Genomic DNA, 24,799 nt, shown 5'->3' with positions numbered 1-24,799 from the left:
CCCTATGTCAGCCCACCTGACACAGGGCAATTCAGACTTTCCATCCGATTCCGAGATCTTCCTCTGCCGCGCCGATGTTGTCCGCGGACAACATCGGCCGCTACCAACCGGATCAACCCACTGCAAGTGACGTCCCGCGGACATCTGTGTTGTCCGCGGACAACACGAACAGGGGACGGAGCCGTGCCCCTAGGGACGTTGTCCGCGGACAACATTCGGGATCGAAACGCCGAAGACCCCGCTCCCGACAAGAGGAGCGGAACCTTCGCAGACGGGTTCGCGGAGCGGCACGTCCAACCGGCAGGACTGACGACTACTCTGCGGTCCGTTCTCCCCGGTTGATGGCACGGATCGTTGCGGGAGCCAGGCGCAGCTGTTCGGCGAGGCGGTGAATCGGGACGTCCCGACGCAGGGCGGCGCGGATAAGGCGGTCACGATGAGCCTTGTACTTCTGTCGGATCCCGGCGCCCGCGACGGTGCGCTGGAGCGCGACCGCGATGCAGCCCAAAGCGATGCCCTGCCAAGCGCGGGCTCGGGCACGGAGCGAGACAGTAGTTGTGGTGGCGGTCGGGTTGGTGGGCATGAGTCGTCTCCTCACCTGGGCCGCGTGCGGGCCCTGTGTGCACGGTGAGGCCAGGCGTAGAGCCGGGCAAGACCGCCGTTTCAGCCACACGACGGACCCCAGAGGTCTGTGAGCCGCAGGCCGGCCGGACACGCAAGAGGCCCGCTTCGCCAGCAGATGCCGGGAAGCGGGCCATTGGAGATGCGGGTCGCGCGAAGGTGGTGGTCTGGGCACCGGTGGCGTGTCCTGAGTGGGGACTGCGGGTCGCGGGCCAGATCGCGCCACAGGTGCGAGCAGTCATGGCCGAGCGCTACGGCCGGCGTCTGGCCCGCGCCTTCACGGACAACAAGTAGCTGACCGTCGACGACCTCCTCGCCTTCGAAGAACAGATCAAGGAGGAGCGGTCAAGCGCATCGCGCAGTGCGAAGCGCCCAGGATGTTGTCCGCGGACAACACAGGGAGCCGATGTCGCAGCCGGGGGAACGGACCCGGCGGGCGCCTCCGCTGCGGCACCGTAGGTGGCGTCAGCGGGCAACACCGGTCGCTCCTTCGGGCCCATCGGCCGAGGAGACGGGCGCGCCGGAGCAGGATGGTCGGGAGCCCACTGACCGTCCTGCCGAAACCCAACAGCCCCCCTCTGCCCCGCCAGGCACCCGGCTCGGAGTGGCTCCGGCCCCGACCGCGCGCCAGCTCGTGCGAGCGCTCCTCGAGACCGCCGAAGCGCAGGGATGTCGGGGCTTGCCACTCGGTCGTGACAGGTCCAGCTTGCGCCTTCCCGTCGAGGCTTGCGCAGCGCGGCAGTTTTACGGCCGTAAAACTGCCGCGCTGCGCCGCCCAAGATCGTTCTCGGGCAATTGGGCAAGAATGATGTTGGGTGGAGGGTTCCGAAACGCCCAAAGGCCAACCCCTTCAGCTGATGCCAAGGGGTGGGCCCGTTGTTCAGGTCTGCGGCACAGTGGCGATCAGGCTGCCCCAGCTGGGGCCGAGGCGGATCGGGGCATGCCGGGCCAGACGGTGCCGCAGGTGCGGCAGTCGTGACCGAGCGGGCTGAGCGCACCGAGGGCGCGCAGCGTGCGGGTGCGCAGGTCGGTGGTCTGGTCGGCGGTCATCAGCGGTTCCGTTCGTTCGGTGGTGCCGGGTGGGGTGGGGTCAGCTGTTCCGGGGCCAGTAGCGGACGGGTCGGCGCAGGCGGTGGGCGTGGTCGATCTCGGCGCGGGTGCTGTCGCCGATGTAGCCGCCGGGGGCGACGACGAGGACCTCGTCGGCGAGGCGGATCTTGTCGCGATGCAGCGCGTCCAATTCGGGCTTGAGCTGCTCGCGGGCCGTCTCGTCGGCCCACAGGCCGTTCGGTGCCTTGAGGTTGAAGCCGGGGGCCAGGACGATGTGGCCGCGGGCGGTGAGGTGGGCGTTGGCCTGCGCCATCTCGGCCCAGAAGCGGGTGCTGCCGCAGATCGCGATGATGCGCCGGCCGCGGCGGCCCTGGCGGGTGCGCAGGTGCTCGACCTGGCGGTGGAGGCGGTGGATGTCGTCGCGGACGGGCTGGAGGTCGAAGACGGTGATCGGGGTGGCGGCCGGGTCGTCGGCCGTCGCGGACTCCAGGTACCAGGCCCCGTCTCCGGGCCAGTGGCTGACCTCGGTGCCCTCGGCGGGCTCGACGAAGACCGCCCACTTCTCGACGGGCGGGTGGTTGAGGACCGTGAACAGCACGCCGGGGGTGGGGTCGTCGATGGCGTTGGCCCATCCCTCGGTGCTGCGGGCGATGCGGTTGGCGGTGGCCAGCAGGCGGCGCCGGTCGACCTGGTGGCCGAGCGCGACGTAGGCGGTGAGGCCGTCGTCCTCGTTCCCCAGCCAGGTCACCGGCAGGCCGTAGGGCTGCTCGAAGCCGTGCTCGGCAAGTTCGGTGGGGGTGGCGGTGGCAGGCTTCCAGACGGCTTCGATGGTGTTGCCCAGCTGGTCCAGGGCCGGGACGAAATGGGTGCTGGTGTCGGTGTCGGTCACTGCGGTTCCCTTCAGGGGGTGGTGGCGAATGGTGGAGCAGAACGTGGTGGCGGCCCGCCGGGCCGGCGGGCCGCCACCACGGGTCAGCGGTTCGGGTACTCGTCCCAGGTGCGGCCGTCCAGCTCACGGCCGGCGGCCTTCTTGCCGACGCGCACGAGCTTTTCGCGGTGGCCGAGGTCGTCGACAGGGTCACCGATGAGCACATGGTTGGGCTGGGTGTTGCCGATGCCGACGTAGCCGCTGGGCGCCCAGCCGCCCCACTGTTTGAAGAAGAACGGGACCGGGCGCCGGGTGTTGGTGCACTGGTCGCGCAGGGAGCGGGCCCAGGCCGGGTGCATCGGGCGGGCGCCGGGGCCGCTCTCGCCTCCGGCGATCACCCAGTCGATCTGACCAAGGCCAGCCAGGCCGGCCGAGAACAGGGTGCGCGGCTCCCGCTCCCCGTAGCGGCCGTCCAGGGCGTCGAGGACGTAGTCGCGGTCGCCCTGGTAGGGAATGCGGGTCAGGTCGACCGGGCCAAGCAGCGGCTCGCAGCTGACGAACCGGACCGCAGCCGGAGTGGCGAGCAGAGCGGGGACGCGGATCTCAGCCCAGTGCTGGTCTTCCACGCTCACGCCCACCCACACGTTCGGTAGCGGCCAGGCCGTACCGGGCGCGGCCGTCTCCCGGAAGGCGGCCCTGGAGAGCAGGGCGCGCAGGCGGTCGTGGCGCTTCGTCAGCACCTGATAGGTGTGCTGCGGGGTGCGCGCCATCACGGCGAACACCTTCGCGATGAACTCGTCCGGCACCCGGGGGTGGAACAGGTCGCCCATGGAGTTCACGAACACCCGCCGGGGCCGGCGCCAGCGCAGCGGCTCGTCCAGGGCGTCGGGGTGGACGGTGACAGCGAAGCCCGGGCCGCTGGTCGCCGGGTTGCCGTCGGCCTGGTACTTGGGCGAGCCCATGGCCTTGAGCCGTCGGGCGAGGGTGAGCGCATAGCAGTTGTCGCAGCCGGCCGAGACGCGGTCGCACCCGGTGGCCGGGTTCCACGTCGCCTCGGTCCACTCGATCCTGGTGCCGGTGCTCACTTCGCCTCCCCGGTCGGCTCGGCCTGCGGCGCGGTGCTGGTGTGCTGGCGAAGGTGCTTGGTGACTTCGGGGGTGACGAGCAACTTGAGGTAGTTGGTGACCGTCTCGCCGCAGGCGGAGCAGGTGGCGCCGTAGCCGGTGCGGCCGGGGCAGTCGCTGTTGGAGTCCTTGGGGCGGCCGGTGCGCTGGTTGACCTGGTGGGTGCAGGCGGTTCCGTCGGCGTGGACGCCGGTGACGGGCATGGTCGTGCGGGGCATTGGGGCGGATCCTTTTCGTGGGTCAGGCGGCGGTCGGGCTGTGCCGGCGGCGGCCTCGGCGGCCGCGGCCCTTGTCGGCGTACATGGCGAGGTCGGCGGCGTGGAGGAGGACGGAGAGGTCGCGGGTGGGGTGGTCGGTGAGCGTGGCGGCGCCGATGGAGGAGCCGACTGCGAGCTGGCGGCCGTGGTGGTCGGCGGGCTGCTCCAGGAGCCCGCGGAGGGCGGCGATCCGTCCGGGCAGGCCTGCGGGGTCGGTGTCGAGGACGGCGGCGAACTCGTCGCCGCCGAGCCGGCCGACGACGGCGCCCGGTCCGGCCCAGCCGGCGAGGCGTCGGCCGGTGACGGCGAGAACCGCATCGCCGGCCTCGTGGCCGTGGGTGTCGTTGACGGCCTTGAAGTCGACCAGGTCCACCATCAGCACGGCGGGCGCGTTCGCGGTGGCGAGCAGCTGCTCGGCGGCGGCGGTGAAGGCGGCGCGCGCGGGCAGGCCGGTGAGCGGGTCGCGGCGGGCAACCTCCAGGCGCCGGGCGAGGTCGTCGCGTTCGGCGAGCAGCACCCGGGCGGCGGGAAGGAGGGCGAGCAGGTCGCGGTGCAGGGTCTGGGCGGCGTCGGTGTCTTCGGGGCCCAGGGCGTGCTGGTAGCGGTCGAGGCTGGCCTCGGCGCGGGCGATCAGGGCGGTGGCGGTGGTCATGGCGGTGCTGCTCCCTTCCGGAACGCGGCGGGGCCGGCGGCCCGGGATGGGGCCGCCGACGGGTTCAGGGCTGCTTGGGCTGGAGGGTGAGGATCCGTCCGACGCGGACCTGGTGGTGGCCGGCCCAGCCCCGGCCGGGGTGGTCTGGGTCCGGGGCGAGGTGAACGTGCTGCTCGGTGGCGAGCGTCCAGGCGGCCCAGGGCAGGTCGATGATGCGCGGGGAGTGGACGAGGCGGGTTGCGGTGGCGATGCGCAGCAGGAACAGCGCCATGCGCTGGCCGTAGGAGGCGGGGGACTCGCTGCGGCCGCGGGCGGGGTCGGACGCGGCCGCGTAGTCGCCGAGCGGGTGGCGGGCGGTGCCGGCCGGGCCGTACGGCTGCTGCCGGTGCAGGCCCCAGGCCGGGTCGAGCAGCGGGTCGTCCGGCATGCAGTAGCCGATCACCGCCTCGCTGCCGCCGTCCACGGGCCGGGTCGTGTAGAGCACGGCGTAGGCGCCCCAGTCGGGCCCGGCGCCTCCGCCGGTGCGGGACAGGGTGACCCTGCCCGCGCCGACGAGGTGGCCCGGCACGGTGTGCCGGCGGGCGGCCATGGTCAGCCGGCCTGGGCGAGCGTATCGGGGTGAGCGTCGTACCAGGCGCGCAGCACCGCCTGGGGGATGACTCCGCGGTCCGCGACCGGGTGCCCGTGCAGGTTCGCCCAGGCGCGGATCGTGTTGCGGACGGTTTTGTCGGCGGGCTGCGCCAGCTCGGCGGAGCCAGCAGCCGCCCCGGCCCGGGTGCTCGGCGCCGAGGTGGTGGGCTTGCCGGCCTTGGCGTCGCGCAGGGCCTGCTCGGCGCTCGCCAGCTGCGCCTTGAGGGTGGCGACCTTGGCCTCGTAGGCGGCGACGGCCTGGTCGGCCTCGCGCTGCGCGGTGAGCTTCTCCAGCGCCTGGCGGGCCTGCTCGGCCGCTCGCTGGACCTTGGCCTGCGGGTGCTGGGCGCCCCAGGCGAGGAGCTCGTCCACGGCGGTGCCGAACTCCGGGCCCGCGTCGCCGGTCTCGGTCTGAGGGTTCCGGGCGGCGAGGGCCTGCAGCTCGTCCTCGGTCAGGCCGGTGGCGGCGAGGATCTTGAGCGGGCTGTCGCCCCGGTAGCGCATGGAGAGGGCGACCTCGCGGGTCATCGGGTCCAGGTTCGCCAGGACGTCGGCCTGCTCGACGGTGGTGAGGGTGTCGGACACGGGGGTACCTCCGTGGGTCTGGTCGGGACGGCCGGCGGTCCCGGCCTGGGTGGCGAGGTGCGGTGCGAGCCGGGCGAGGTCGTTTTCGCCGCTGGGCAGGCCGAGCGCGGTCAGGAGCAGGACCAGGTCCTCCTCGTCGCGGGCGTGGCGGGCGGTGCGTACGGCGGCGTCGGCGTCCTGCTGCGGCTCGGTGGGGGAAAGGTCGATGCTCTCGGCAGCGATCAGGACGGTCGCCGGGTTGGCGGTGTCAGACGGCATCGCGTCAGCCGATCGCGGTCGGCGCGACGAGGAAGCGGATGTCCCAGGACGCCAGGGTGTAGAGGTGAAGGACCTCCAGGAGCAGTTCGTCGATCTCGCCGTCGCCCGTCGGGTCGTCCGGGTCGGACACGTAGACGGTCGGCGGGCTGGTCAGGCGCAGGTGGATGGCCAGGCGGCGGGCGGGGGCGTCGTCGGGGTCGACGTCCTCGCGCAGCTCCCAGATCTGGCCGGGCGCGGCCAGGACGAGCGGGTCGCCGTCGGTGGCCCGCTCGCACGCCAGGCGCAGCGCGACCGGCTCGGGCAGGAAGTCGTCGCGCTGGAGGGCGGTGGCGGCGCGGCGGATGACGGTGGCGGCCAGGTGCGGGCCGAGGATCAGGTCCAGCGGCACGGCCTGGCCGTGGTCGTCGGTGCTCATGCTGCGGTGGTCTCCTTCGGGCTCGGCGGGGTGGTGGGGTGGCGGAGGGCTGCGAGGAGTTCGGCGCGGTGCTCGGCCGCGCGCGGGTCGGGCATCACGGCGGTGCCGACGGTCAGGACCTTGGCGGTGCTGCGGCGCGCCGGCGCGGGGCACTGGGGGACGAGTTCGGCGGCCAGGCGCCGGTCGAGGTCCTCGGGCAGGCGCGTGGTCACCGGGGTCCTGCCTTCCTGGGGGTGACGGGGGCGAGCAGCAGCCGGTGGAGGAGAGAGGAGTCGTCGCGGGCTTGGCTGGCGGGTCGGCCGCAGGACCAGCAGTCGGCCTCGGGCCCGGACCAGGCCACCGAGCAGGTGTCGCAGGCGTAGCGGGAGCGGTGCGGGCGGGGGGGCGAGGCGGCCGATGGTGCGCGGCGGCCTGGCGGCGCTGGTCGGGGCTGAGGGCGGGGGAGGGGAGGGTGTGGGTGAGGACGGCGGTCGCCATACTGAGCTGTTCCTTCGGTCTCGTGTCGGAGGGGCGGGCCCGGGTGTGGCCGGTCGGCTGTGAGAGGCAGGGGCGGCCGTGCCCGGGGAAGGCCGCGGCCCGCCTGAATCGATCAGGCGGGCCGCGGTGATGTAGGCGGGGGCAGTGGTCAGCCCGGGTAGTCGTCCGCGTTCGGGTACGGCGCGGCGCTGGCCCAGGGGTCGTCGTCCGGCAGCGGGCGGGGCGCCGGCGGCAGGGTGGCGAGGCAGCGGTGGCGGTAGCCGCCCTCGAAGGTGTAGCCGCTGCCGCCGCACTCGCAGGCCTCGCCGTGGACGTGGTGGTAGCGGCCGACGGGGCAGTCGACGGGCTCCTGGTGGACCGGCACGAAGATCCCGTCGCCCTGGTCGTCCCAGGTCATGACTTCCATGACTTCACCGGTGCCGCCGCACCCGCCGGCGCAGTTCGCGTCGTGCGGCTCGTCCGGGCACGGGGAGCCGTTGTCGCCGTAGTCGACCTCGCCCAGGACGTCGGCGGCCCGGCGCAGCAGCTGCTCGGCCTCGTCCATCTGGAGGGCGAGCCCGGGATGGCCGGCGGCGCGCAGGTCGGTGGCCAGGTCGCGGACCAGATCGCCGAGCAGATGGGCCGGGGCCTGCTCCTGGAGGGCCTGGAGAACGTCGGCGGGGTCCGTCCAGTCACCGGAAGCGAGCCAGTCGTGCAGGTGCCCGACGCTCTCGCGCAGCGGCGGGCAGGGCAGTTCGCCCCACCGGTCCGCGGTCTCGTCCGGCACCGGGCCGGGGATGGCCTGGCGCCGAAGGTGCAGCGTGATCCCGGCGGCGGCCAGCGCGGTGCCGGCTGCGGCGGTCAGGAGTGCGATGCGCTTCACGCTTCACCGGTCCAGGCGCCGGTCGGGTCGTCGCTGATCTCCGCCGACGAGCCGGTGCCGACGGCCAGGCCGTTCTCGACGACCGGCAGGTGGACGTGGCGGTGTGTCACGGCCACGGCCGCGCCGACGCCCCGGAGCAACTCGGCGACCTTGCGGGCCAGGACAACGCTGCGGTGCTTTCCGCCCCTGCAGTAGACGTGCAGGGCGACCGGCTGGCCGGGCAGCGCGGCAGCCTGGGCGAGGACGCGCAGCACGGTGCGCTCGGCGATCTCGACCGCGCCGGGAGTGGCCAGCACGTACTCGTAGACGACCTGGTCCAAGCCGCTGGAGTGGAGCATCACTTCGCGCACCTCGGGGTCCTCCGGGGGATTGCGCAGCGCGGTCGTCAGATCAAGCGTCAGGGCGTCTCCCAGGGGCGGGTCCTGGTGCAGGACGCCGTAGCTGGTGATCTCCACCCGGGTGTGCGGGGCGATCAGCGGCACGAGCAGCTCGGTGATCATCTGGACGTTGCCGCCGATCCAGCTCGTCAGGTCCCGCGCGGTGCGGCCGGGGTAGTGGGCGAGGTTCTGGTCGGGGTCGGTGTGCTCGCCGGCGGTGCGCAGGTGGCCGATCGCGGCGGCGAGCTGGGCGATCAGCGGGGACTCGGCCTGCTCCAGCCGCAGCAGTCGGTGGTCGCAGGACTCGGGGGTGGCGTGGGTTTCGGGTGCCACGGTTCTCCGATCACAAGGAGTGGGGTCCGGCCGGGCGGCCGCGCCGCTCGCCACTGCGCCCCGCCTGCCGGGCCTGGATGGTCGGCGGGGCGGGGCGCAGTGGCGGGCAGCGTCACGGCCCGGAGAACTTGGGTGCGTCAGTGGCCGGGGCGGGCCATCGAGCGGCAGGCCGCGGCGTGGCCGTTGGCGTCCTCGTGGGCCTTGTTCCGCTCGGTCGGCAGGTACGGGTCGCCGAAGGCGTTCACCGAGCCGCGGGTGTCGCAGCCCCGGCAGGTCCAGGTGAAGCCGTCGACCTCGTACCAGCGGTCGCTGATGTAGGGGCGGCCCTGGGCGGTGTAGTTGGTGGTGAACCGGCGGGTCGTCAGGTCGACGTGGGCGCCGCCGACGGTCAGGTAGCGGGCGAGGACGCCCTCGGGCCAGGCGGTGGCCCAGGTGGTGCTGGTGCTCATCGGGGATTCCCTTCCGGGTTGGTCGCTGGTGTCGGTCAGGCGGTGCGGTGGTGCCGGATCTCGTCGAAGCCCTCGTTGGGCAGCGTGAGGCGGGCGGCGCGGGCCATCGCGTGCTGCCAGCGCAGGACGTCCTCGGGCACGCGCTCGTGGTCCGGGCGCAGGGCGTTGCGGGCCAGGCAGGTCGGCAGTGGCGCGTCCACCCAGGCCGCGACGCAGCGCCGGCCGTACTGGTGCGCCAGCTCCACCAGCTGGAGGCGGTGCAGTTGCTCGACCGAGGTGTTGTCCACGATCGACGTCCTGGCCCTGCGCAGGCGCATGCCGAGGATCTGGTGCTGAAGCAGGACCGCGTCAGCAGTTGCGTCCTGATCTCCCGGGGCCGAGGCAACGGCGCGCAGCCGGTCCAGGCTGACGATCTGGTGCGCGGGAACGGCGGCGAGCAGGCTCGACTTGCCGCTCGCCGAGCAACCGACCATCACGACCAGGTCGCCGGGCTTGATCGGGCCGAGGACGCCTTCGGGGGCGGTGCTGTGCTTCATGGGGCTGGCCTTCCAGATGTCGGCGGGCGGGTGTCAGCGGGCGAGGACGGCGGCGGCCACGGTTTCGAAGGCGTGGTGGACGGCGCCGTCCATGCAGTACGCGCCGTTCATGCCGTGGTCGGCGAGGCGGTAGAAGTTGCCCTTGCCGATGGCGTCGGCGAACCGCTGGAGGAGCCCGCCCGGAACCCTTCGGTCGATGGCGTAATGCGTCAGACCCGAGATGGCGAGGGCGGCGGCGACCTGGCCAGGGCGCAGCCGCATACCGAGCGCGCGGGCGCCGAGGAGGACGGCGGTGGCCTGGGTGGCCGAGTAGGTCAGGCAGTGGACCGCGCACGCCTTGCGGCCGGCGGCGGTGCCGTGGACGGTGCCGTCGTCGCCGGTGACCGGTGCCGCGTCGGTGGCGCCCTTCGTACGGGCGCAGTGGTCGCTCTGCACGAGGTGGTCACCGACGTCGGCTCCGGCGCGCAGCAGGGCGTAGGCGGCGGCGAAGCGGGCGGCGGGAGCGTTGGGGGTGGTCTTCACGGGTGCCTCCGGATTCGTGTGTCGGCCGGGCGGCCGCGCCGCGCACCACGGCGCCCCGCCGTCCGGGCCTGGTGGGCACGGAGGCGGGACGCGGTGGTGGGCAGCGTCAGGGCCCGGACGAAGGTCAGAGGTGCTGGAGCTCGGGGGTGCTCTTGGCGGCGGGCAGGGCGAGGGAGGCGGCGGCCGCCACGCGCTGGCGCAGGTCCTCAGCGGTTCGCAGGGCGTCGAGCAGTTCCCGGTAGAGCGCGTACTGGCCCGGGTTGCCGAGGTCGAGGTTGATCTCGGCCGCGGCCGCGAGGCTGCACAGGTAGACGACGATGTCGGCGCTCTCCTGGTGCAGGTCGACCAGCCCGGGCTGGAACGCGAGCAGGCTGGTCATCTTCCGCAGGGCGGCGCGGAGGTCGGCATCGTGGCCGGCGCGGGCAGCGTCGAGGTTGGCCTCCAAGGCAGCGGCCAGGGCGGCCGGGTCGTGCAGGGCGAGCTCGTAGCCGAGGCGGCGCATCAGGCGGGCGGGCAGGAAGCGGAGCAGCCGGTTCACGGGATCTCCAGGAGGTGGTGGCGGATGTCGGCCGGGCGGCCGCGCCGCGCACCACGGCGCCCCGCCGCCGGGCCTGGTGGGCACGGGGCGGGGCGCGGTGGTGGGCAGCGTCAGGGCCCGGGACGGCGGTCAGTCGAGTCCGGCGCGTAGCTCGTCGGCGCGGGCCTGGGCGGCCTGCGCGGCCTGGGGGTTGAGGGCGGCTCCTCGGGCCGCGGTGGGGCGGCGCGGTCGCAGGCCACCCGCCGCCACGGTCAGTCAGTGGTGGCCTGCTGCTCGAAGTGGTCGGCGAGGTGGCGCAGGATGCCGACCACGGTGGCGGCCGGGATCCTGCCGTGGACGTCGGCGACGCTGTTCTTGTCGACGGTGATGATCAGCGGGTAGTCGTCGGTGTTGATCACCTTGACGTCGAAGTCGGGCACGGTTGCCTCTCGGTGAGCTGGTCGGGGCAGGGGAGCGGCCGGGACCGCGCGGGCGGTCCCGGCCGGGGCGGCTGGTCAGAAGTCGTGGTCGTCGCCGAGTTCGCAGGCCATGTCGTAGCTGTCGCGCAGGTGGCGCGCGGCACGGCGCAGCAGGGCGGGCTGGTCGGCGTGGTGGGCTTCGGTGAGGAGCCGTGCGGCGGATTCGAGGGTCTCGGCGTCCTGGTCGTGGCGGACTCGGTCGAGGAAGGCGGCGGCGTCGTTTACGAGCTCGATCAGCGTGGTGGTGTCGATGCTGGTCGGGTCGGCGGGGACGGTGGGGTTGCTGTCCTGGCGGGCGATGTAGGCGAGGTGGCGGCCGTGGCGCTGGGCCAGGCTGGCGAAGGTCCGGGTGGCGGTGGTGGTCTTGGGCACGGTGGCTCCCTGGTGGCTGGTGTCGGCCGGGTGGCCGCGCCGCACACCGGCCCCGCCCCCTGCGGCCCGGCTGGGTGCCGGGCTGCGGGGTGGGGCCGGTGGTCAGCGTGATGACCCGGACGGGATCAGTGGGAGAGGCTGTAGACGAGCAGGGCGAGCACCGCCAGGGCCAGGAGGACGGCCTTCGGCGAGATGCCTCTGGAGGCCTCCAGGCGTTTGATCTCGGCGTAGATCGCGTCGCATTCCTTGGTCAGGCCGTCGTGGGCGAAGGTGCCAGGCACCGAGTTGGCGAGGGTCGCGGAGCGGGCGTGGTGCAGCTGGCGAAGTTCGGCAAGTCGTGTGTCACGGGATATGGACCAGGCCATCGGGCGGGTGCCCCTTTCGGATGGGCGGATGGGTGGGTGTGGTGGCGGCCGGCCCGGCACGCTTGGGCGCGCCGGACCGCCCGGGTCGTGGTGGTGCTACTGCTCCCGGGCCGGGTCGGTGTCCTGAGCGGGACCGGGCTGCGCGGGGATGGTGACGTTGATGGTCGGAGCGGCGACCTCGTTGCGGGGCATGTTGTAGATGACCGGGCGCAGCGAGAAGGACAGCCCGCGCAGGGCGAACAGGGAGACGAAGGCGATGGCGGCGGCGGTGATGCCGACGGCGACCGGGCGCCCGGCGGGGTCGGTGCCAGCCCAGACCATCGCGAGGGCGGCGCACGACCAGGCGGTCCACGCCAGGCGCGCGGTGGCGCCCCTGGTGACGAACGCGATCAGAGCGGCAGCCAGGCCGGTGGCCTTCCACAGGGTGTAGGCCGCGGTGCCCGTGACGGGCAGGACGCCAGCCGTGCGGGCAGCCAGGTAGCGGTGAACGGGGTCGGTGACGGTCCGTACGAGGCCGGTGCTGTGGGCGGGCAGGGTGGTCGGCAGGTGAACCGCGTTCACCAGGTCGGTGAGCGCGGTCAGGAGGATGCCGCCGGCGGCGGCGAGCAGCAGCACGCCGGCGGTGAGGGCGAGCAGGTAGACGACGGCCTTGATCCACGGCTGGGCGTCGTCCCAGTCGCCGTTCAGCGCGGCGAGGACTTCACGGCGGCGCCGGTCCAGGACGCTGCCGGGGGCGGTGAGCTTGCGGGCGCGCTGGGCGGCGGCGGCACGCAGCGTGCCGGGGGCGTCGCCGGCCTTCGGGTCGGGCTGCTCCTGGCCGAAGGGGGCGAACGGGTTGGGCCGGCTGGGCTGGTTCATGGCGTGGTCCTGTTCTCGGGTTGGTGGCGCGGACGCCGGGGCGGATGCACATCGGATTGGGGTGTGGCCGGTCGGCCGACGTCGCCCCCGGACGCACCGCGCCCGCCCGGCCGATTCGGCGGGGCGGGCGCAGGCGGGCCGGGGACGAGGCCGGGCGGCCGGTCAGTCCTGCGCGCCGCCGGGCAGGGCGGGGGTGTCGGTGCCGGTCACCGCGGTGGTGCGCTGGGCGGCGATCCACGCACCGGCGGCGGTCATGATCCGGCCGTCGTCGAGCGCGGTGAGCGGGGCGGTGTCGATGTCGTGCATGAACTCGGCCGGGTCGAAGGGCCGGGTGTACAGGACGGGGGCCTTGTCGATGACCGCGCCGCTGGCCAGGACGAGGAGCTTGAGCTTCCCCGGGGCGTACAGGCCCCAGTCGCCCAGGACGCGGCAGATCAGGGTGTGGTCGTTCTCGCCCTTGAGGTAGCGGTCGATGTCGCGGTAGAGCACGTAGTCGCCCGTGGCGGGGGTGGAGGTCTTGGTGCGGGCGGGCTGGACGGAGGGCTGGTTCACGGCGGTTTCCCTTCACACGGCGGGGTCGGCCGGTCGGCCGGCGACGTCCCCGGACGCGCCGCGCCCGCCTCGCCGGTTCGGCGGGGCGGGCGCAGGCGGGCCGGGGGCGAGACCGGTGGACCGGCTGGTCAGCCGTTGTGGTTGCTGATGGAGCCGCGCCAGCCGGCGGACTGCTTGCCGATGGTCGTGGTGTGGGTGCGGTGGACCAGGGCCAGCACCGTGCCGGTCGCGCTGGCGCCCTCGCCGGCGGCGTTCGCGCTCGCCCCGGCGCCGGTGCCGGCCGCAACGGAGCGCAGCTTGCCGAGCAGCCCGGAGACGCCGAGCACGACCAGGGCGACCAGGAGCGCGGCCCACTTGAGGAGGTCACCGATCTGGCCGGCGTGCGGGGCGACCTCGGCGACGGCGGCGCCGAGCATCCACACCGCGCCACCGGCCGCGAGGGCGGCGATCGAGCCGTACAGGACGTACTGGCGCACCGCCAGCGACAGGCCCGGGTCGACGGCCGGCGCGGCCGCGACGGGGGCGGGGCCCAGGGCGTCGATGGCCCGGCGGTGGTCGGCCATGCGGGCCGCCATGGCCTCCAGATGGGCGCTCACGTCGAAGACGGGCACGGCGGTGGCCTGGCCGTCGACGATCGCGGGCACGCAGGTTGCGTCCCCGCAGTCCGCGTTCAGCGGCACGGCGACGAGCTGCCCGTTCATGGTGGTGGGCGCGTAGCCGCGCTCCAGGAGGATGACCTGCGAGTCGTGGTTCGGGGTGTGGTCGGTGCCGGGCACGGGGTCTCCTTCGGGGAAGCGGGTGGGCGGGGCGCCGCGGCGCCTTCTCGGGCCGCCGGATGTGCCCGCGCCGGTGGCGGGCGCATCCGGCGGCCCTGGGAGAGGCCGGGAGCGGTTACTGCTTGGGGAGGCGGCGGTCGCCGTTGATGCGGCGGGTGGGGCCGGCGGCGAGGATCTCCCGGATCAGGCGGGCTGCTTCGGGGGACTGCTTGCCGCTGCGCACCTGGCCGATCAGGAGCTCGGCCTCGTCGACCATGACGATGGTGTGGGGCGGGCCGGGCTGCAGCTGCGGCCGGCGGGGCGCGGCGGGCAGTGCCCTGCGGTGGCGCAGCTGCATCGCCTCCCGCAGGGCGGTGAGCGCCCGGACGGTCTCCTCGGCGGTGTTGTTGAAGGGGCGGGGTCGCATGCGCGGGTCGTGGGCGGCCTCGGCGAGGAGCAGGTCGACGGGCCCGAGCGGGGCGGCGGGTGTGCGGCGGGTGTCCATGGGCGGGGTCCTTCCCGGTCGGTGCGGGGGCGGTTGGCGGGTGGTCAGAAGCGGATGCTGGCGAGGAGGTGGACCGCGCCGCCGAGAAAGGCCTGGATCGTCGGGGCGGCGCCGGTGGTGGCGAGGCTGAAGCCGAAGGCGCCGACGGTCAGGCTGGGCAGGATCCGCAGCCGGCCGAACCGGTAGAGAACGACGACGACGATGCCGAGCACGGCGGTGAGGGAGGCGGTGACGATCACGGTTGGCTCCTGGCGGCGTGTGGGAACGGGTGCGGGTGAAGGGCTGCCGGGCGGGCCGACGGTGCGTCAGGCAGGTGGCCGGCAGACGGTGGAGCGGGAGAGAGGGTGCACGGCGTGGGGTTCATCCGGCGTGAGGGGTTCGTCTTCGAGCAGGTGGTCTCGGACGACAACGTGATCTACGACGCGTACACGGACGACGACGGGGTGGTGCACCTGTCGGACGACTACGAGCCAGGCCTGGAGATCCGCGTGGCCGGGGTCGTGATCGGCGGGTTCATCTACGAGGCCCGCACCGACGAGTGGGGCCGGGTGTACCTGGTGGACGACGAGGACTACTGCTGAGCCCTCGCCGTCCCGCCCTTTACTCGCGCAGGCCCCGCAGGGCATTGCGGACGCTGCCGAGGCCGACCTGGCGGCCGCCGTCGGCGTTGACGGCCGCGAGGATCTCGTGGATGTCCAGGTCCTCGCCGTCGGTGTTCTCCAGGACGGCCTGGACGCGGCCGGCGAGGGTGAGGCGGGAGGCCGGCCGCGGCTCGCGCACCGGGGTGGGGATGACCGGGACCGGCGCGCTGCGCGCCCGACCACCGCCGTTGCCTCCCCGGTTCCCTCCCCCGCCGTTGCCGGCCCGTCCCCGGCCGCCTGCGCCGCCGCCTTCGGGGTCGTCGACCTTCTCCGGGCAGGCCAGCTGGTAGGCCTCCAGGCCGTCCAGCTTCTTGACGTAGGCCTCGCCCGCGGCCTCCCAGGACTCCTCTTCGAGTACCTGGTGCGGGCCGTCGCCGTACAGGGCGAGCATCTCGGGGTCCAGGCCCTCGGTCGGCACCGGGGAGCCGACGCGGAAGAACCGCATCCGCGCCGTCGGCGACGGGCCGGACAGCAGGTAGCCGCTGCCCTGGGTGCCGGGCCGGTCCTCGTCCTCCACCGTGGTGTCGAACTGGGAGACCAGTTTGGCGGCGCCCGCATACTTCGGGATGGAGGCGAGCTTCTGCCCGGCGGGCAGCAGGCCGTCGGAGACCAGCTGGCGCATCAGGTTCGACGTCCAGCGCAGGAGGATGACTTCGCCCTCCTTGAGCATGGAGCGCAGGGTGTCGGAGCCGCCGAGCTCCTCGAGGTGGCCGGCCTGGGCGAACAGCGCGATCCCCATCCCAAGGCTCCGGCCGGTGCGGCCGATGTCCTTGATGTAGAACGTCGCCTCGTCCCGGTACGGGGCGCCCTTCTCCAGCAGCCGGTTCGCCTCGTCCACCACCATGTACATCAGCGGATCGGGCCGGTTCATCAGGAACTTGGAGCGCCCGGCCTCGGCGTAGCGGCGCTCGCGCTCCTTCATGATGTTCCAGTAGGTGCGCAGCTGGGCGATGGCGCCTTCCTGCGTGTAGACGCACCAGTCGACGTTGTCGCGGGCCTCGGGTGCGGACTGGCCGCCCTTGAGGTCGGCGTAGAACACGCCGACGCCGGAGCGCTTCATGGCGGCGAGGATGATCTGCCCGCCGGTGGACTTGCCGGCGCCGGTGGTGCCGAAGAGCAGCATGCGCTGCGCCGAGCCGGACTTCGGGTCGTACAGGCGCAGCTTGGTGGGGCGGCCGTTGTGGTAGCTGCCGATCCAGATCCGGCCGGTGACGTCCATGACCAGGCAGTCGGGGTCGGGCATGAGGACGTCGGCGAGCGGGTCGTAGGGGTAGATGGTGACCAGGGCCCGGCTGCCCATGATCTCGATCGACAGCCGGGAGGGGTCGTCGATGTTCATGGCGTCGGCCAGGCGGGCCGGGTCGCAGGTGATGATGTCGCCGGGCGGGGCCTGGACGGTCAGTTCGTAGATGGTGCCGCTCACGGGAGTTCCTTGGTGAGGTTGGTGACGGGGACCTTGCGGATCTCGGTGATCTGGGTGCCGGGCATGCCCTTGGGGGCGATGTTCTGGACCCAGTTGGTGTAGGGGTCGATGACCTGCTGCGGCGCGATGCCGACGTACAGGCGCCGGATGCTGGCGCCGTGGCCCTTGACCTTGGTGACGGTGATCTCCTCCTCGTCCCAGTCCAGGAGCGCCGAGAGGGCGGTGATGGAGATCGTGGGCACCGGCGTGCCGGGGGCTGCGGCGCGGATCAGCGCGGTCATGGACTTCTCGCCGGTGCGCTCCACGTCGGTCAGGACGGTGCCGGGGGCGACACCGCCCTCGACGGCGACCCGCTGCGCCCACCACAGGGACATCGGGTGGTTGGAGCCGGCCACCGCGAGGTCGGCGGCCTGCTGCTCCTGGACCTGCTGGACGGCCTGCGGGGTGAGGGAGCGTTCGCGGCCGGCCAGGACGCGGGCCATGCGGGCCGGGCGGACCTTCCAGGTGGCGACCGCCCAGAGCGCGTCCAGCGCGAACTCCCACCAGGTGGGGCTGGCGTGGACCAGGTGCTCGGTGACGAGCAGGCCGGCGGCGCTGACGGGGGAGGCGAGGTAGAGGGCGGTGGCGGCGTCGCGGACGCGGCCTGCGGGCAGGGTCGCGGACCATGCCAGGCCCCAGGCGGTGGCGGCTCCGGCGCCGGCGAGTGTGACGGCGAAGGGGAGGGTGTCGGTGGTGAGGGCGCCGACCGCAAGGCCTGCAGTGCCGGCGAGGGTGGCGGTGCGGCCGACGTAGCCGCGGGCGACGGCGATGCGCCCGCGCAGCGGGCCGAGGGACATCAACGGGGGTGCTCCTTCGCGGGTGCCGCCGGGGAAGCGGCGGGGATTCGGGGGTGCGAAGGGGCGGCCGGCACCGGCCTGGCGGGGCGGCACCGGCCGCCCCGAGGGGGTCAGCGGTTGGCGTAGAACTCGCGGTCGGCCATGTCGCCTTCCTTGTTGGCGATCGCGTCGTCGACCGGCCCGTAGTCGGCCTCGTGCGCATCCGCCGTCTGTTGGAAGAGGGTGGAGAGCTCGGCGGTGGCGGTGGCCATGGCCTCGGCTTCCTCCAGGACGGAGAGCATGACCGCGGCGGCGTCGCGGTGTTCGCCGACGGTGTCCCGGTCGACGTTCATCCCGGCGGCCTGGTCGGCGAGGCGCTGTACCGACGTCGCGCAGCTCTCGACGTACTCGTAGGTGCCGGTGACCTTCTCGGACAGGTGGGCCAGGCGCGCCGCGGCGATGGCGAGCTGGGTGATGACGACGCCGTAGCTGACGGCGTCGTGGATCATCTCGCCGGCGGCGGCGAGCGCCCCGCCGGTGGAGGCGACCTCGCCGCCGGGGGGCCGGTCGGTGGGGGCGTCGTGGACGGCGGCCGGCGCGTGGCTGGTGACCGGCGCGAGGTCGGTGTCGGACATCAGGCGGGTCCTCCTTACTTCTGGTGGTAGTCGCGCTCGGCGGGTGCGGCGTGGCCCATGTCGCGGGTGGTGTCGGCGACCTGCTGGTCGCGGCGGGCCGCGTTGGTCCCGGCCACGGCGATGGCCTCGGCGGCGGCCGGGATCTTCTCGGCGACCGCGTCGGCCTTCGCCTTGACCTCCTCGGCCTTCTCGATGAGGGAGGCGACCAGGCCCTCCAGGACGCCGGGCACCTTCAGGGCCAGGACTTTGGCGTGCAGGGCCTCCAGGCGGCCGAGCAGCTTCTCGCAGCCCTCCGCCGCCTCGCGCGCGTCGTCGGCGCCCGCGAGGATCTCCTCCGCCATGTCGGCATCCGCCTCGATGACGTCGTAGATCGTCAGATCCGAGTCGCCGGCGTACTGGGCTCCGGCCGCCGCTCTGGGCGCGGGGATGGTCACGGGTCGTCCTCCAGTCGGTGATGCCGGGGGCATCGGGTTGGGGCGGGTCGTGCCCGGCCGGGTGTGCGGGTTGCTGTACGGGGCGCGGGGCAGGGCGGCCTGGCCGCGGCCGATGGCGGGGGCGGCCTTGTCGGGGTCGGGCCGGTCGTAGCGGCGCACCTTGTGCTCCGGGCTGTGGAACCAGCCGGGCGGCGGGCCGAACCCGTCCGTCCCCGTCCCGGCCGCCTGGCCCGTCGCCGTGCCGGTGGCGCGGCCGGTACGGCGGGCTTTCTGCGAGCGGCGGGTGTTCGTGCGCTCCGCCCGCTCGCGGGTCTGCCGCGCCCGGCGTTCCTGGCGTTCCTGACTCTTGCGGGCCTTGCGTTCCTGGCTCGCCTGGCGCTTTCGGGCCCGAAGGTCTTCCGGGCTGCCGGGTGCGGTGGTGCCGGGCCTGCGCAGCCGCCAGGGCCGCGATCCCGGCGCCCCGCCCGGGGTGAACAGCCGCCGGAAGCGGCGACCCTTGCGAGTGCCGGCCGCCGACGCTGTCCCGGCCGCACCCGCCGGGCCGCTTCCGGTGCCGGGCGTCCCGGGCCGCACGGCCAGCTCGGTGCTCGGCGTGGCCGGCTGCGCCGCGGCCGTCGTGCCGTCCTTCGCTTCCTTGGGCTTCTTGCCGTTCAGGATCCGGTCGACCGCCCGCTTGCGCAGCGCGCCGCGGATGGTGTCCGGGGTGGCGCCGCCGCCGTTGTGGGCACCGGTGGGCTTCCAGCTGCCGGTGGTGATCCGGTCGGCGACCCGGCGCCGCGCGGCGCCGCGCACGGTGTCCGGCCCGGCCGCTGGCCGCTCGGGCCGCGTCTGCCGGTCGGCCTTGGTCTGCCGGTCCGGCTTGCTCCGGTCGGGGCCGGGCGGCCGGTCCTTCGGGCCGTTCAGGATCCGGTCCGCGGCGCGCTGGCGGGTCGCTCCGCGGATCGTGTCCGACCCGGCGAGCTGGCGGCCAGGACGGTCCTGACGGGAGTTCAAGGGACCGTTCCGGGGCCCATTTTGGGGCCCGGAATTGCGCTCCAGACGGCTATTTCGCCCGGAGGCCTCCAGGGCGCCCCTGCGGGCCTCCTGGACCCGCCCGGGCCCGGTGTTGCCCCCAGACCCCGGGCCGCCGTCCTGCCCACCTCCACGGCCCGTCTCGGGCTTCTTCGGCTGCGGACCGGTCGGCCCGGTGGGCGCGGTGGAGCGGAACGTGGAAGGCACCGGACCGTTAGTCCGGCCCGAACTCTGGGGGGAATTCGGGCCGCCATTGCGAGTGTTCCGGCCGAATTCCGGGCCGGACTGGAAACGGCCCCTCTGCTGCGCCGCCAGGGCGGATACGCGGGCCTTTTCGAGTTCCGTGTTCGCCTTTCCGGCGGCGGCGCTCTGCTGGTCCCGGACGGCTTTGAAGTGCTCCGCTCGGGCTTTCAGGTAGCCGACGGCGTGATAGGCGCCACGCAGGGCGGCGACCGTGATTCCCGCCATCATCACGGTGGACATGGCGGCGGTCCCGGCGAAGGAGCCGGACCCGGCGGCCGGGGCGGCCTCCATTCCGTTGGCGGTGGATTCCTCCCGGCCGGAAAGGTCGGGGCCTTCCTCCACGGAAAGGGAGGCGGGCGGCGCGAATTCGGTCGTCAGCGGGGCCAGGGTGGGCAGCCCGTCGCCCGGGCCGTCCTCGCCCACGACCCCCGGCAGGCTCAGTCCGGGGAGGGTGTGCACGGTCCCCCCGGTGGTGTCGTCGGCCATCCGGCCGCCTCCAATCAGTCGTCACTGTCCGTTACCGATCCGGGGTCTCTCGCGTGCGCGCACAGTGCGCGCACGTGGAGACCCCGGATCGCGGCATCGCGGCGGTTTCGGTGAGCGCGAAGAGTCACCCCGCCGACAGGGTCGTCAGGAGCCGGCGCGGGCCTGCGTCCACTGGGTGAGCAGGCGCACCAGGTCCGCCCAGGCGGCCTCGTCCTTGCCGGCCACCACGCGGGCCAGGTCCCACAGGACCGGCGCCCGTTCCGCATTCGTTCCGGCCGCCAAGACCCGCGCATTCCAGTGGGCGAGCTGCCCCGGAGTGAGCGGCATTTCATGCCTCCTTCAGGAAATCCAGGAACGTCGCCGGAGGCTGGTCCTTCGGAGTTCCGTCACCGTTTCCGTTCGGGTTCTCGGCGAGCCCGGCGGAAATTCCGTGCAGGTTCGCCGCCGTGTTCACCGCCTGGATTCCCTGCGCGTTCTGGGTCCCGGCCTTGTTGGCCTTCTGGAGCGCCTTCGCCTTCGCGCGGGCCTCGCGCTTGACCGGGAGTTCCACGTAGAAGCGGTTGTAGGAGGCGTCGATCTTTCCGGCCGCGTTCACCGCGTCGCGCAGGTGCTTTTCCAGGGCGGCCATCGGCCGGGTCGCGCGGAATGCGCGGACCTTCGCCTCCATGGGCTTGTCACCCTCGAATCGGATGTTCTCCAGGGCCGACTTGTACTCGTGCAGCAGCGCCTGGACCTCGTTGGCCATCTGCCGCAGCCGCTCTCGCTGCTGGGCGGCGTACAGGTTGGTGCCCTGCGGCCGGAGCAGGTGCTCCGACGTCCACCCGTTCTTGTGGTGCTGGTTCATGGGGTCCTCCAGGAAGGGGAAGTTGACCGACCCGGGCTCCGGCCGGATGCACGGGTCGCTACGGTGGTGCTCGGTGCCGTCGGCACCTTCGGAAAGCCACCAGGGCGAATCCCGCGCCCTGGTGGCCACCGGAGCGGCCGACCACATGTGTTGCTCTCAGTGACGATCCGGCGGGGACCGGGCCGCTCGTCCGTCGCACCGTCAGGTTCGCGGGACCGGCCCGGTCTCAGCCGGTCTGCTTGAAGCGGCCCCGGGCGGTCTCAAGCCGCCGCCCGGCCGTCGCCCGGGACTTGCCGATGACCTTCATCGCGTCGTCCAGTGAGACCGCGTCCTTGTCGCCCCGGCGGTACATGAGACTGAGCAGCGCAGTGACCTCGCCCTCGATCTCCAGCTCCTGGGTCGCGGAGCGGCGCCGGGTCTCACCGGTGCGCTTCACCAGCGCCGCGCCCGGCCCGGTCTCAGCATCGGTCTCACGCTCTGACCTGCGGGTCTCACGCTCGCCGTCGCCGGTCTCAACCAGTCTCATCACCGGGGCGGTCTCACCGGCCTCGGTCTCATGAAGGCCGGGCCAGGTCTCAACCCGGTCTCGCGTTCCGTTCACGTCAGCCGTGAGACCGGCGGGGAGGGCGGCGAGGCCATCGGTGAGACCGACGTACAGCGGCCCGTCGATCTCACCCTCGCCCTCGCCGGTCTCACTCTCACCGGCGTCCGGTCCGGCCTCGTCGGAGCCGTCCTCGTCCTCCTGGGTGATGTGGTGCAGGCGCCACATCACCCACGGCGCGATCGCCGCGACGGTCACAATGAGCCACCACTTCGGATGCCCGTGGACATCGACGCCGAACAAGCCGGCGTTGGCCAGGTGGTAGACGGCGTTGGCGGCGACCATCAGCACGATCGCCCCCAGCACGTCCCGGTGACGGCGGAAGCTCTGGACGACGTAGACGTCGATCGACAGGGGCAGCGCCCACGCGATCCCCGCGGGCCAGCCGGACAGCCGAGCGAGAGCGAACTCGCCGGACGCGGTCAGCACGATCGTCGCGCCCAGCGCGACCCTCGGCCCCCAGAGGTCGACGAACTTCTGGCGCACCCGGGCCTTGGCGACCAGGGCCTCGGCCCGCTCGGCCTCCCGACGGATCGCCGCCAGCCGCTGCTCGGCCGCTTCCTGCTGCCGGCCACTGGCGAGATCGAGCCCGCGGGCCCGCCCCTCGGCAGCGGCCACCAGCTGGAAGGCCTCGTCCTTGGCGGCGACCAGGAGCTGGGCGGCCTCGGTCTCCGCCTTGGCGATCTCGCCGGAGGCCTTCGCCTCCGCCATCGCCCGCACCTCGGCAACCGCGTCCGTGGCCTGCGCCTCAGCGCCGGCCAGCAGCTCGGCCGCCTCCTGGCGGAGCTGGTCGGCCTCCACCTCGGCCTGCGCCGCGATCCCGTCCGCCCGCTCCCGCGCCTCGTCCAGCAGCTGCGCCGCCTCCTCCGCGGCGGCCTCGACCTGCGCGCGGGCCTGCTCGCGCAACGCCTCCGCGTCGGCCCGGCCCTCCTCACGGGCCTTCGCCGCCAACTCGCGCCGGGCGGTGGCGTCCTGCTCGGCGGCGGCGACCAGCTCCTCGGCGCGCTGCCTGGCGTCGGCGACCAGCTGCTCGGCGTGCGCGGTGCTCGCCGCGGCCTCCGCCTCGGCCTGCTTCTTGGCCAGCTCGGCCTCGGCGATGAGCTGCTGGGCCCGCTCACGGCCGGCGGCCACGATCCGGCCGGCCTCCGCCTGCGCCTCGCCGTGGAGCTTGGCGGCGACCTCGCGACGGTGGGCCACCGTCTGCTCAGCGGCGGCCAGGTCGGCCTCGGCGATCGCCCGGGCCCGGGCCACCGTCTGCTCGGCGCCCTGGAGCTGCTGCTCCGTCAGCCGCTGCAACCGGGCAACCGACTGCTCGGTGGCGGTGCGCTGCTTGACCGCGTCGGCGAGCTCGTCGCGCGCCGCCTGCAACCGCTCCTCCAGCTCGGCGCTCCGCTCGGCGGCCTGCTGCTCGGCGCCGGCCAGGACGGCGTCGGCCTGCGCCTGGATCTGCTCGGCGTGCTGCTCGGCGTCGGCCACCCGCTGGCGGGCCGCCTCGAGCAGCTGCTCGGCCTCGGCCTGCGCGGTGGCACGCAGCTGCTCGGCCTCGGCCTGAGCCGCTTCCACAAGGGTCGAAGCGGCGGCCTGGTCGAGCTCGGGCTCACGGGGCGCCGGAACAGCCTCCGGCGCGGCGGTGGTCATCGTGGTGGTGGTCTTCGTCCCCGCCGAGCGTCGGGCCGGGGTGCGTCGGGTCGCCACAGGGGCTCCTCTCAACTGCGCGTGATGGGGATCGGTCAGGCCGGGATGGCGGTCAGCCTGGTCACGTCGAGCGCGAGCTTCACCGCCTCGGCCCAGCGACGCAGGTCACGGGCAGCGCCGGTGGCCTCGACCGCCCGGCGCGCGGAGGTCAGCTCGGCCAGGGCCGCGGCCGCGTTGCGGTGCGCCTCGGCCGGGTGGTGGACGTGCTCGGTGCCGGCCAAGGCGTCGATCAGGTTGCGGATGCCGAGGTTGAGGTCGACGGCCAGCGCCCGCAGCACGCTGTCGTCGGCGTCGGTGCCCAGGTGGTTGGCGGTCGCGGCGATCCGCAGCCGGGTCCGCTCGGCAAGCTCTTCAACCAGCGCGGCCAGGCCAGCGCGGCCGCGCGCGTCGGCCACGCGCTCGCGCAGCTGGACGACGCGCTCGGCGGGGGCCTTCTCCCGCCCGTACTGCGCCTCCTCCAGCGCGCGCTCGGCCTCGATCAGGTCCATCTCGCGGGCCAGGCGGGCGGCCTTCCAGTCCACCCTGTTCTCCGTGCTGTCCAGCCAGACCAAGAGCTGGCCAAGCGCGGCCAGTGGCACCGGCTTCAAGGTGTCGGTGTGGGTGAGCATCCAGGTAGGAAGCGCCATCGAAGGTGTCCTCTCTTATCGGGGCGGTGCGTCGGGCACCGTCGAACGCCCCCGCGCTGGCGTCCGGGGCGGGGGCGAACGACAGCAACCGCTGCGAGGGTCAGGCGGTGCGGGCGCGGTTGCGGGCGGCGCGGCGCTTCATCGCCCGCCGCTCGTCCTCCGACATCCCGCCCCAGACGCCGGCGTCCTCACCGGCCGTCAGCGCCCAGGTCAGGCACTCCTCCATCACCGGGCATCGACGGCAGACGGACCGGGCTTCCTCGATCTGCAGCAGGGCCGGGCCGGTGTTGCCGATCGGGAAGAACAGCTCCGGGTCCTCCTCGGCGCAGACAGCGCGCCTCCGCCAGTCGGTCTCGGCGGCGGTCGTGAGCATGATCTTGCTCATGGTGCGGGCTCCTCTCGGTCAGCTGATGCGGGCGGTGTGGGCGAGCTTCTGGAACGCGGCGGTGCTCACCGGGTGGGCGATCTCGTCCAGGACGTGCTGCCAATCCGGGCTGTCCGCCTCGCGCGGCGTCCACGGGTCGGGGTCGTGGGTCAGCTGCCAGGCCGCCCAGGCCTGGGCGAAGTTCTCGTCCTCGGGCTGCTTGATGACGACGTCGCGCTCGTGGTCCCAGGCGGTGCAGTGCCGGCGGATCCGGTCCTCACCGACGGTGCGCACGGTGATCTGCCAGGTCGGCCAGCCCTCGCGCGGGCCCGGGTCGATCGCCAAGACCTCGTAGGGGGCGTCGCCGGCGTAGGGGCCGCGGTAGATGCCGCCGACGCGGCGCGGGCCGATGCACCGGGCGATCCAGCGGCGGGTGCTGTCCGCGCAGTAGTACGCACGGCGGGCGTCAGTGGAGATGCGGGAACGCTGCTTCATGGTGGCCTCCGGCCGGGAAGTTCAGGAGCTCCCGCTGCGCCCCGGGCCGGGGTCCGGGGCGCAGCGG

General features: G+C 73.7%; 35 protein-coding genes. 1 reads left to right on the top strand and 34 read right to left on the bottom strand.

The features are described from left to right. Positions 1-313: 313 nt before the first annotated feature. From HS99_RS04295 to HS99_RS04190, 24 genes are all read right to left on the bottom strand, one after another. Positions 314-583: a hypothetical protein gene (locus tag HS99_RS04295; protein WP_030557542.1), complete on the bottom strand. Its 270-nt coding sequence runs from the start codon at positions 581-583 to the stop codon at positions 314-316. 941 nt (positions 584-1,524) lie between these two features. Next, on the bottom strand, positions 1,525-1,671 hold the full coding sequence (locus HS99_RS44590) for a hypothetical protein (RefSeq protein WP_157881788.1): 147 nt from the start codon (positions 1,669-1,671) through the stop codon (positions 1,525-1,527). Positions 1,672-1,711: 40 nt separating this feature from the next. Next, on the bottom strand, positions 1,712-2,056 hold the full coding sequence (locus HS99_RS04290) for a hypothetical protein (protein ID WP_030557543.1): 345 nt from the start codon (positions 2,054-2,056) through the stop codon (positions 1,712-1,714). A 587-nt stretch (positions 2,057-2,643) separates the two neighbouring features. Continuing rightward, complete coding sequence (locus HS99_RS04285) at positions 2,644-3,624, bottom strand: DUF5131 family protein (protein WP_030557545.1); 981 nt, start codon at positions 3,622-3,624, stop codon at positions 2,644-2,646. Then, complete coding sequence (locus HS99_RS04280; RefSeq protein WP_030557547.1) at positions 3,621-3,881, bottom strand: hypothetical protein; 261 nt, start codon at positions 3,879-3,881, stop codon at positions 3,621-3,623. Before HS99_RS04280 ends, HS99_RS04285 begins: the two co-directional genes overlap by 4 nt. Positions 3,882-3,903: 22 nt before the next feature. Further along, the gene (locus tag HS99_RS04275) at positions 3,904-4,572 is read right to left on the bottom strand and encodes a GGDEF domain-containing protein (RefSeq protein ID WP_078938602.1); all 669 of its coding nucleotides are present in this window, start codon (positions 4,570-4,572) and stop codon (positions 3,904-3,906) included. 64 nt (positions 4,573-4,636) lie between these two features. Further along, positions 4,637-5,161 (bottom strand): polysaccharide deacetylase family protein, encoded by a 525-nt coding sequence (locus HS99_RS04270; RefSeq protein WP_063737776.1) that lies wholly within the window; start codon positions 5,159-5,161, stop codon positions 4,637-4,639. Positions 5,162-5,163: 2 nt separating this feature from the next. Continuing rightward, the gene (locus tag HS99_RS04265) at positions 5,164-6,045 is read right to left on the bottom strand and encodes an Lsr2 family DNA-binding protein (protein ID WP_063737775.1); all 882 of its coding nucleotides are present in this window, start codon (positions 6,043-6,045) and stop codon (positions 5,164-5,166) included. Positions 6,046-6,049: 4 nt separating this feature from the next. Continuing rightward, positions 6,050-6,460, bottom strand: a complete 411-nt coding sequence (locus HS99_RS04260) for a hypothetical protein (protein ID WP_030557401.1) — start codon at positions 6,458-6,460, stop codon at positions 6,050-6,052. After that, entirely contained in the window at positions 6,457-6,672 is a 216-nt protein-coding gene (locus tag HS99_RS04255; RefSeq protein WP_030557399.1) for a hypothetical protein, read from the bottom strand. The genes HS99_RS04260 and HS99_RS04255 overlap by 4 nt, the downstream gene beginning before the upstream one ends. A gap of 413 nt (positions 6,673-7,085) precedes the next feature. After that, entirely contained in the window at positions 7,086-7,799 is a 714-nt protein-coding gene (locus HS99_RS04250) for a hypothetical protein (RefSeq protein WP_030557398.1), read from the bottom strand. Continuing rightward, complete coding sequence (locus HS99_RS43100) at positions 7,796-8,509, bottom strand: RapZ C-terminal domain-containing protein (protein ID WP_063737774.1); 714 nt, start codon at positions 8,507-8,509, stop codon at positions 7,796-7,798. The genes HS99_RS04250 and HS99_RS43100 overlap by 4 nt, the downstream gene beginning before the upstream one ends. 137 nt (positions 8,510-8,646) lie before the next feature. Next, positions 8,647-8,958: a hypothetical protein gene (locus tag HS99_RS04240; RefSeq protein WP_030557395.1), complete on the bottom strand. Its 312-nt coding sequence runs from the start codon at positions 8,956-8,958 to the stop codon at positions 8,647-8,649. A gap of 35 nt (positions 8,959-8,993) precedes the next feature. Further along, positions 8,994-9,494 (bottom strand): AAA family ATPase, encoded by a 501-nt coding sequence (locus tag HS99_RS04235; protein ID WP_050366270.1) that lies wholly within the window; start codon positions 9,492-9,494, stop codon positions 8,994-8,996. Positions 9,495-9,527: 33 nt separating this feature from the next. Beyond that, the gene (locus tag HS99_RS04230; RefSeq protein ID WP_030557392.1) at positions 9,528-10,016 is read right to left on the bottom strand and encodes a hypothetical protein; all 489 of its coding nucleotides are present in this window, start codon (positions 10,014-10,016) and stop codon (positions 9,528-9,530) included. Positions 10,017-10,140: 124 nt separating this feature from the next. After that, on the bottom strand, positions 10,141-10,554 hold the full coding sequence (locus HS99_RS04225) for a hypothetical protein (RefSeq protein WP_030557390.1): 414 nt from the start codon (positions 10,552-10,554) through the stop codon (positions 10,141-10,143). A gap of 251 nt (positions 10,555-10,805) precedes the next feature. After that, positions 10,806-10,973, bottom strand: a complete 168-nt coding sequence (locus HS99_RS44585; protein WP_157881888.1) for a hypothetical protein — start codon at positions 10,971-10,973, stop codon at positions 10,806-10,808. A 75-nt stretch (positions 10,974-11,048) separates the two neighbouring features. Beyond that, positions 11,049-11,384 carry a hypothetical protein gene (locus HS99_RS04220; RefSeq protein WP_141763659.1) on the bottom strand — a complete coding sequence of 112 codons (336 nt, stop codon included), beginning with the start codon at positions 11,382-11,384 and terminating at the stop codon, positions 11,049-11,051. Between the two features lie 125 nt (positions 11,385-11,509). Next, positions 11,510-11,749 carry a hypothetical protein gene (locus tag HS99_RS04215; RefSeq protein ID WP_030557387.1) on the bottom strand — a complete coding sequence of 80 codons (240 nt, stop codon included), beginning with the start codon at positions 11,747-11,749 and terminating at the stop codon, positions 11,510-11,512. Between the two features lie 96 nt (positions 11,750-11,845). Continuing rightward, positions 11,846-12,607: a hypothetical protein gene (locus HS99_RS04210; protein WP_050366144.1), complete on the bottom strand. Its 762-nt coding sequence runs from the start codon at positions 12,605-12,607 to the stop codon at positions 11,846-11,848. Positions 12,608-12,769: 162 nt separating this feature from the next. Further along, the gene (locus HS99_RS04205) at positions 12,770-13,159 is read right to left on the bottom strand and encodes a hypothetical protein (protein ID WP_046386822.1); all 390 of its coding nucleotides are present in this window, start codon (positions 13,157-13,159) and stop codon (positions 12,770-12,772) included. Positions 13,160-13,287: 128 nt separating this feature from the next. Further along, complete coding sequence (locus HS99_RS04200) at positions 13,288-13,935, bottom strand: hypothetical protein (protein ID WP_030557383.1); 648 nt, start codon at positions 13,933-13,935, stop codon at positions 13,288-13,290. 115 nt (positions 13,936-14,050) lie between these two features. Further along, entirely contained in the window at positions 14,051-14,419 is a 369-nt protein-coding gene (locus HS99_RS04195) for a hypothetical protein (protein ID WP_030557382.1), read from the bottom strand. 44 nt (positions 14,420-14,463) lie between these two features. Next, a complete protein-coding gene (locus HS99_RS04190) occupies positions 14,464-14,658 on the bottom strand; it encodes a hypothetical protein (RefSeq protein WP_030557381.1) in 195 nt (64 codons plus the stop codon). 114 nt (positions 14,659-14,772) lie between these two features. Here HS99_RS04190 and HS99_RS04185 point away from each other — a divergent pair, with 114 nt between their 5' ends. Next, positions 14,773-15,000 carry a hypothetical protein gene (locus HS99_RS04185; RefSeq protein ID WP_141763658.1) on the top strand — a complete coding sequence of 76 codons (228 nt, stop codon included), beginning with the start codon at positions 14,773-14,775 and terminating at the stop codon, positions 14,998-15,000. A 19-nt stretch (positions 15,001-15,019) separates the two neighbouring features. Here HS99_RS04185 and HS99_RS45745 read toward each other — a convergent pair whose 3' ends face one another. The 10 genes from HS99_RS45745 to HS99_RS04135 all read right to left on the bottom strand — a co-directional run bounded on the left by HS99_RS45745 (position 15,020) and on the right by HS99_RS04135 (position 24,732). Then, complete coding sequence (locus tag HS99_RS45745) at positions 15,020-16,483, bottom strand: ATP-binding protein (protein WP_030557379.1); 1,464 nt, start codon at positions 16,481-16,483, stop codon at positions 15,020-15,022. Continuing rightward, entirely contained in the window at positions 16,480-17,319 is an 840-nt protein-coding gene (locus HS99_RS47645) for a hypothetical protein (RefSeq protein WP_030557378.1), read from the bottom strand. Before HS99_RS47645 ends, HS99_RS45745 begins: the two co-directional genes overlap by 4 nt. 110 nt (positions 17,320-17,429) lie before the next feature. Continuing rightward, entirely contained in the window at positions 17,430-17,933 is a 504-nt protein-coding gene (locus tag HS99_RS04170) for a hypothetical protein (RefSeq protein WP_050366145.1), read from the bottom strand. Between the two features lie 14 nt (positions 17,934-17,947). Then, complete coding sequence (locus tag HS99_RS04165; protein WP_030557375.1) at positions 17,948-20,107, bottom strand: hypothetical protein; 2,160 nt, start codon at positions 20,105-20,107, stop codon at positions 17,948-17,950. 144 nt (positions 20,108-20,251) lie between these two features. Further along, a complete protein-coding gene (locus tag HS99_RS04160; RefSeq protein WP_030557373.1) occupies positions 20,252-20,434 on the bottom strand; it encodes a hypothetical protein in 183 nt (60 codons plus the stop codon). A gap of 1 nt (position 20,435) precedes the next feature. After that, the gene (locus HS99_RS04155; RefSeq protein ID WP_141763657.1) at positions 20,436-20,951 is read right to left on the bottom strand and encodes a hypothetical protein; all 516 of its coding nucleotides are present in this window, start codon (positions 20,949-20,951) and stop codon (positions 20,436-20,438) included. Between the two features lie 226 nt (positions 20,952-21,177). Continuing rightward, positions 21,178-23,247 carry a coiled-coil domain-containing protein gene (locus HS99_RS04150; RefSeq protein WP_043481444.1) on the bottom strand — a complete coding sequence of 690 codons (2,070 nt, stop codon included), beginning with the start codon at positions 23,245-23,247 and terminating at the stop codon, positions 21,178-21,180. A 35-nt stretch (positions 23,248-23,282) separates the two neighbouring features. After that, positions 23,283-23,873: a hypothetical protein gene (locus HS99_RS04145; protein ID WP_141763656.1), complete on the bottom strand. Its 591-nt coding sequence runs from the start codon at positions 23,871-23,873 to the stop codon at positions 23,283-23,285. A 100-nt stretch (positions 23,874-23,973) separates the two neighbouring features. Further along, the gene (locus tag HS99_RS04140) at positions 23,974-24,246 is read right to left on the bottom strand and encodes a WhiB family transcriptional regulator (protein WP_030557369.1); all 273 of its coding nucleotides are present in this window, start codon (positions 24,244-24,246) and stop codon (positions 23,974-23,976) included. Positions 24,247-24,276: 30 nt separating this feature from the next. Beyond that, the gene (locus tag HS99_RS04135; protein ID WP_030557368.1) at positions 24,277-24,732 is read right to left on the bottom strand and encodes a hypothetical protein; all 456 of its coding nucleotides are present in this window, start codon (positions 24,730-24,732) and stop codon (positions 24,277-24,279) included. Between the last annotated feature and the right edge of the window lie 67 nt (positions 24,733-24,799).

This window comes from Kitasatospora aureofaciens (assembly GCF_001188955.3).
GTDB classification, from domain to species: Bacteria; Actinomycetota; Actinomycetes; order Streptomycetales; family Streptomycetaceae; genus Kitasatospora; species Kitasatospora aureofaciens.
The sequence above is the reverse complement of the archived record's forward strand: the minus strand, read 5'-3'. Positions and strand labels throughout refer to the sequence as shown.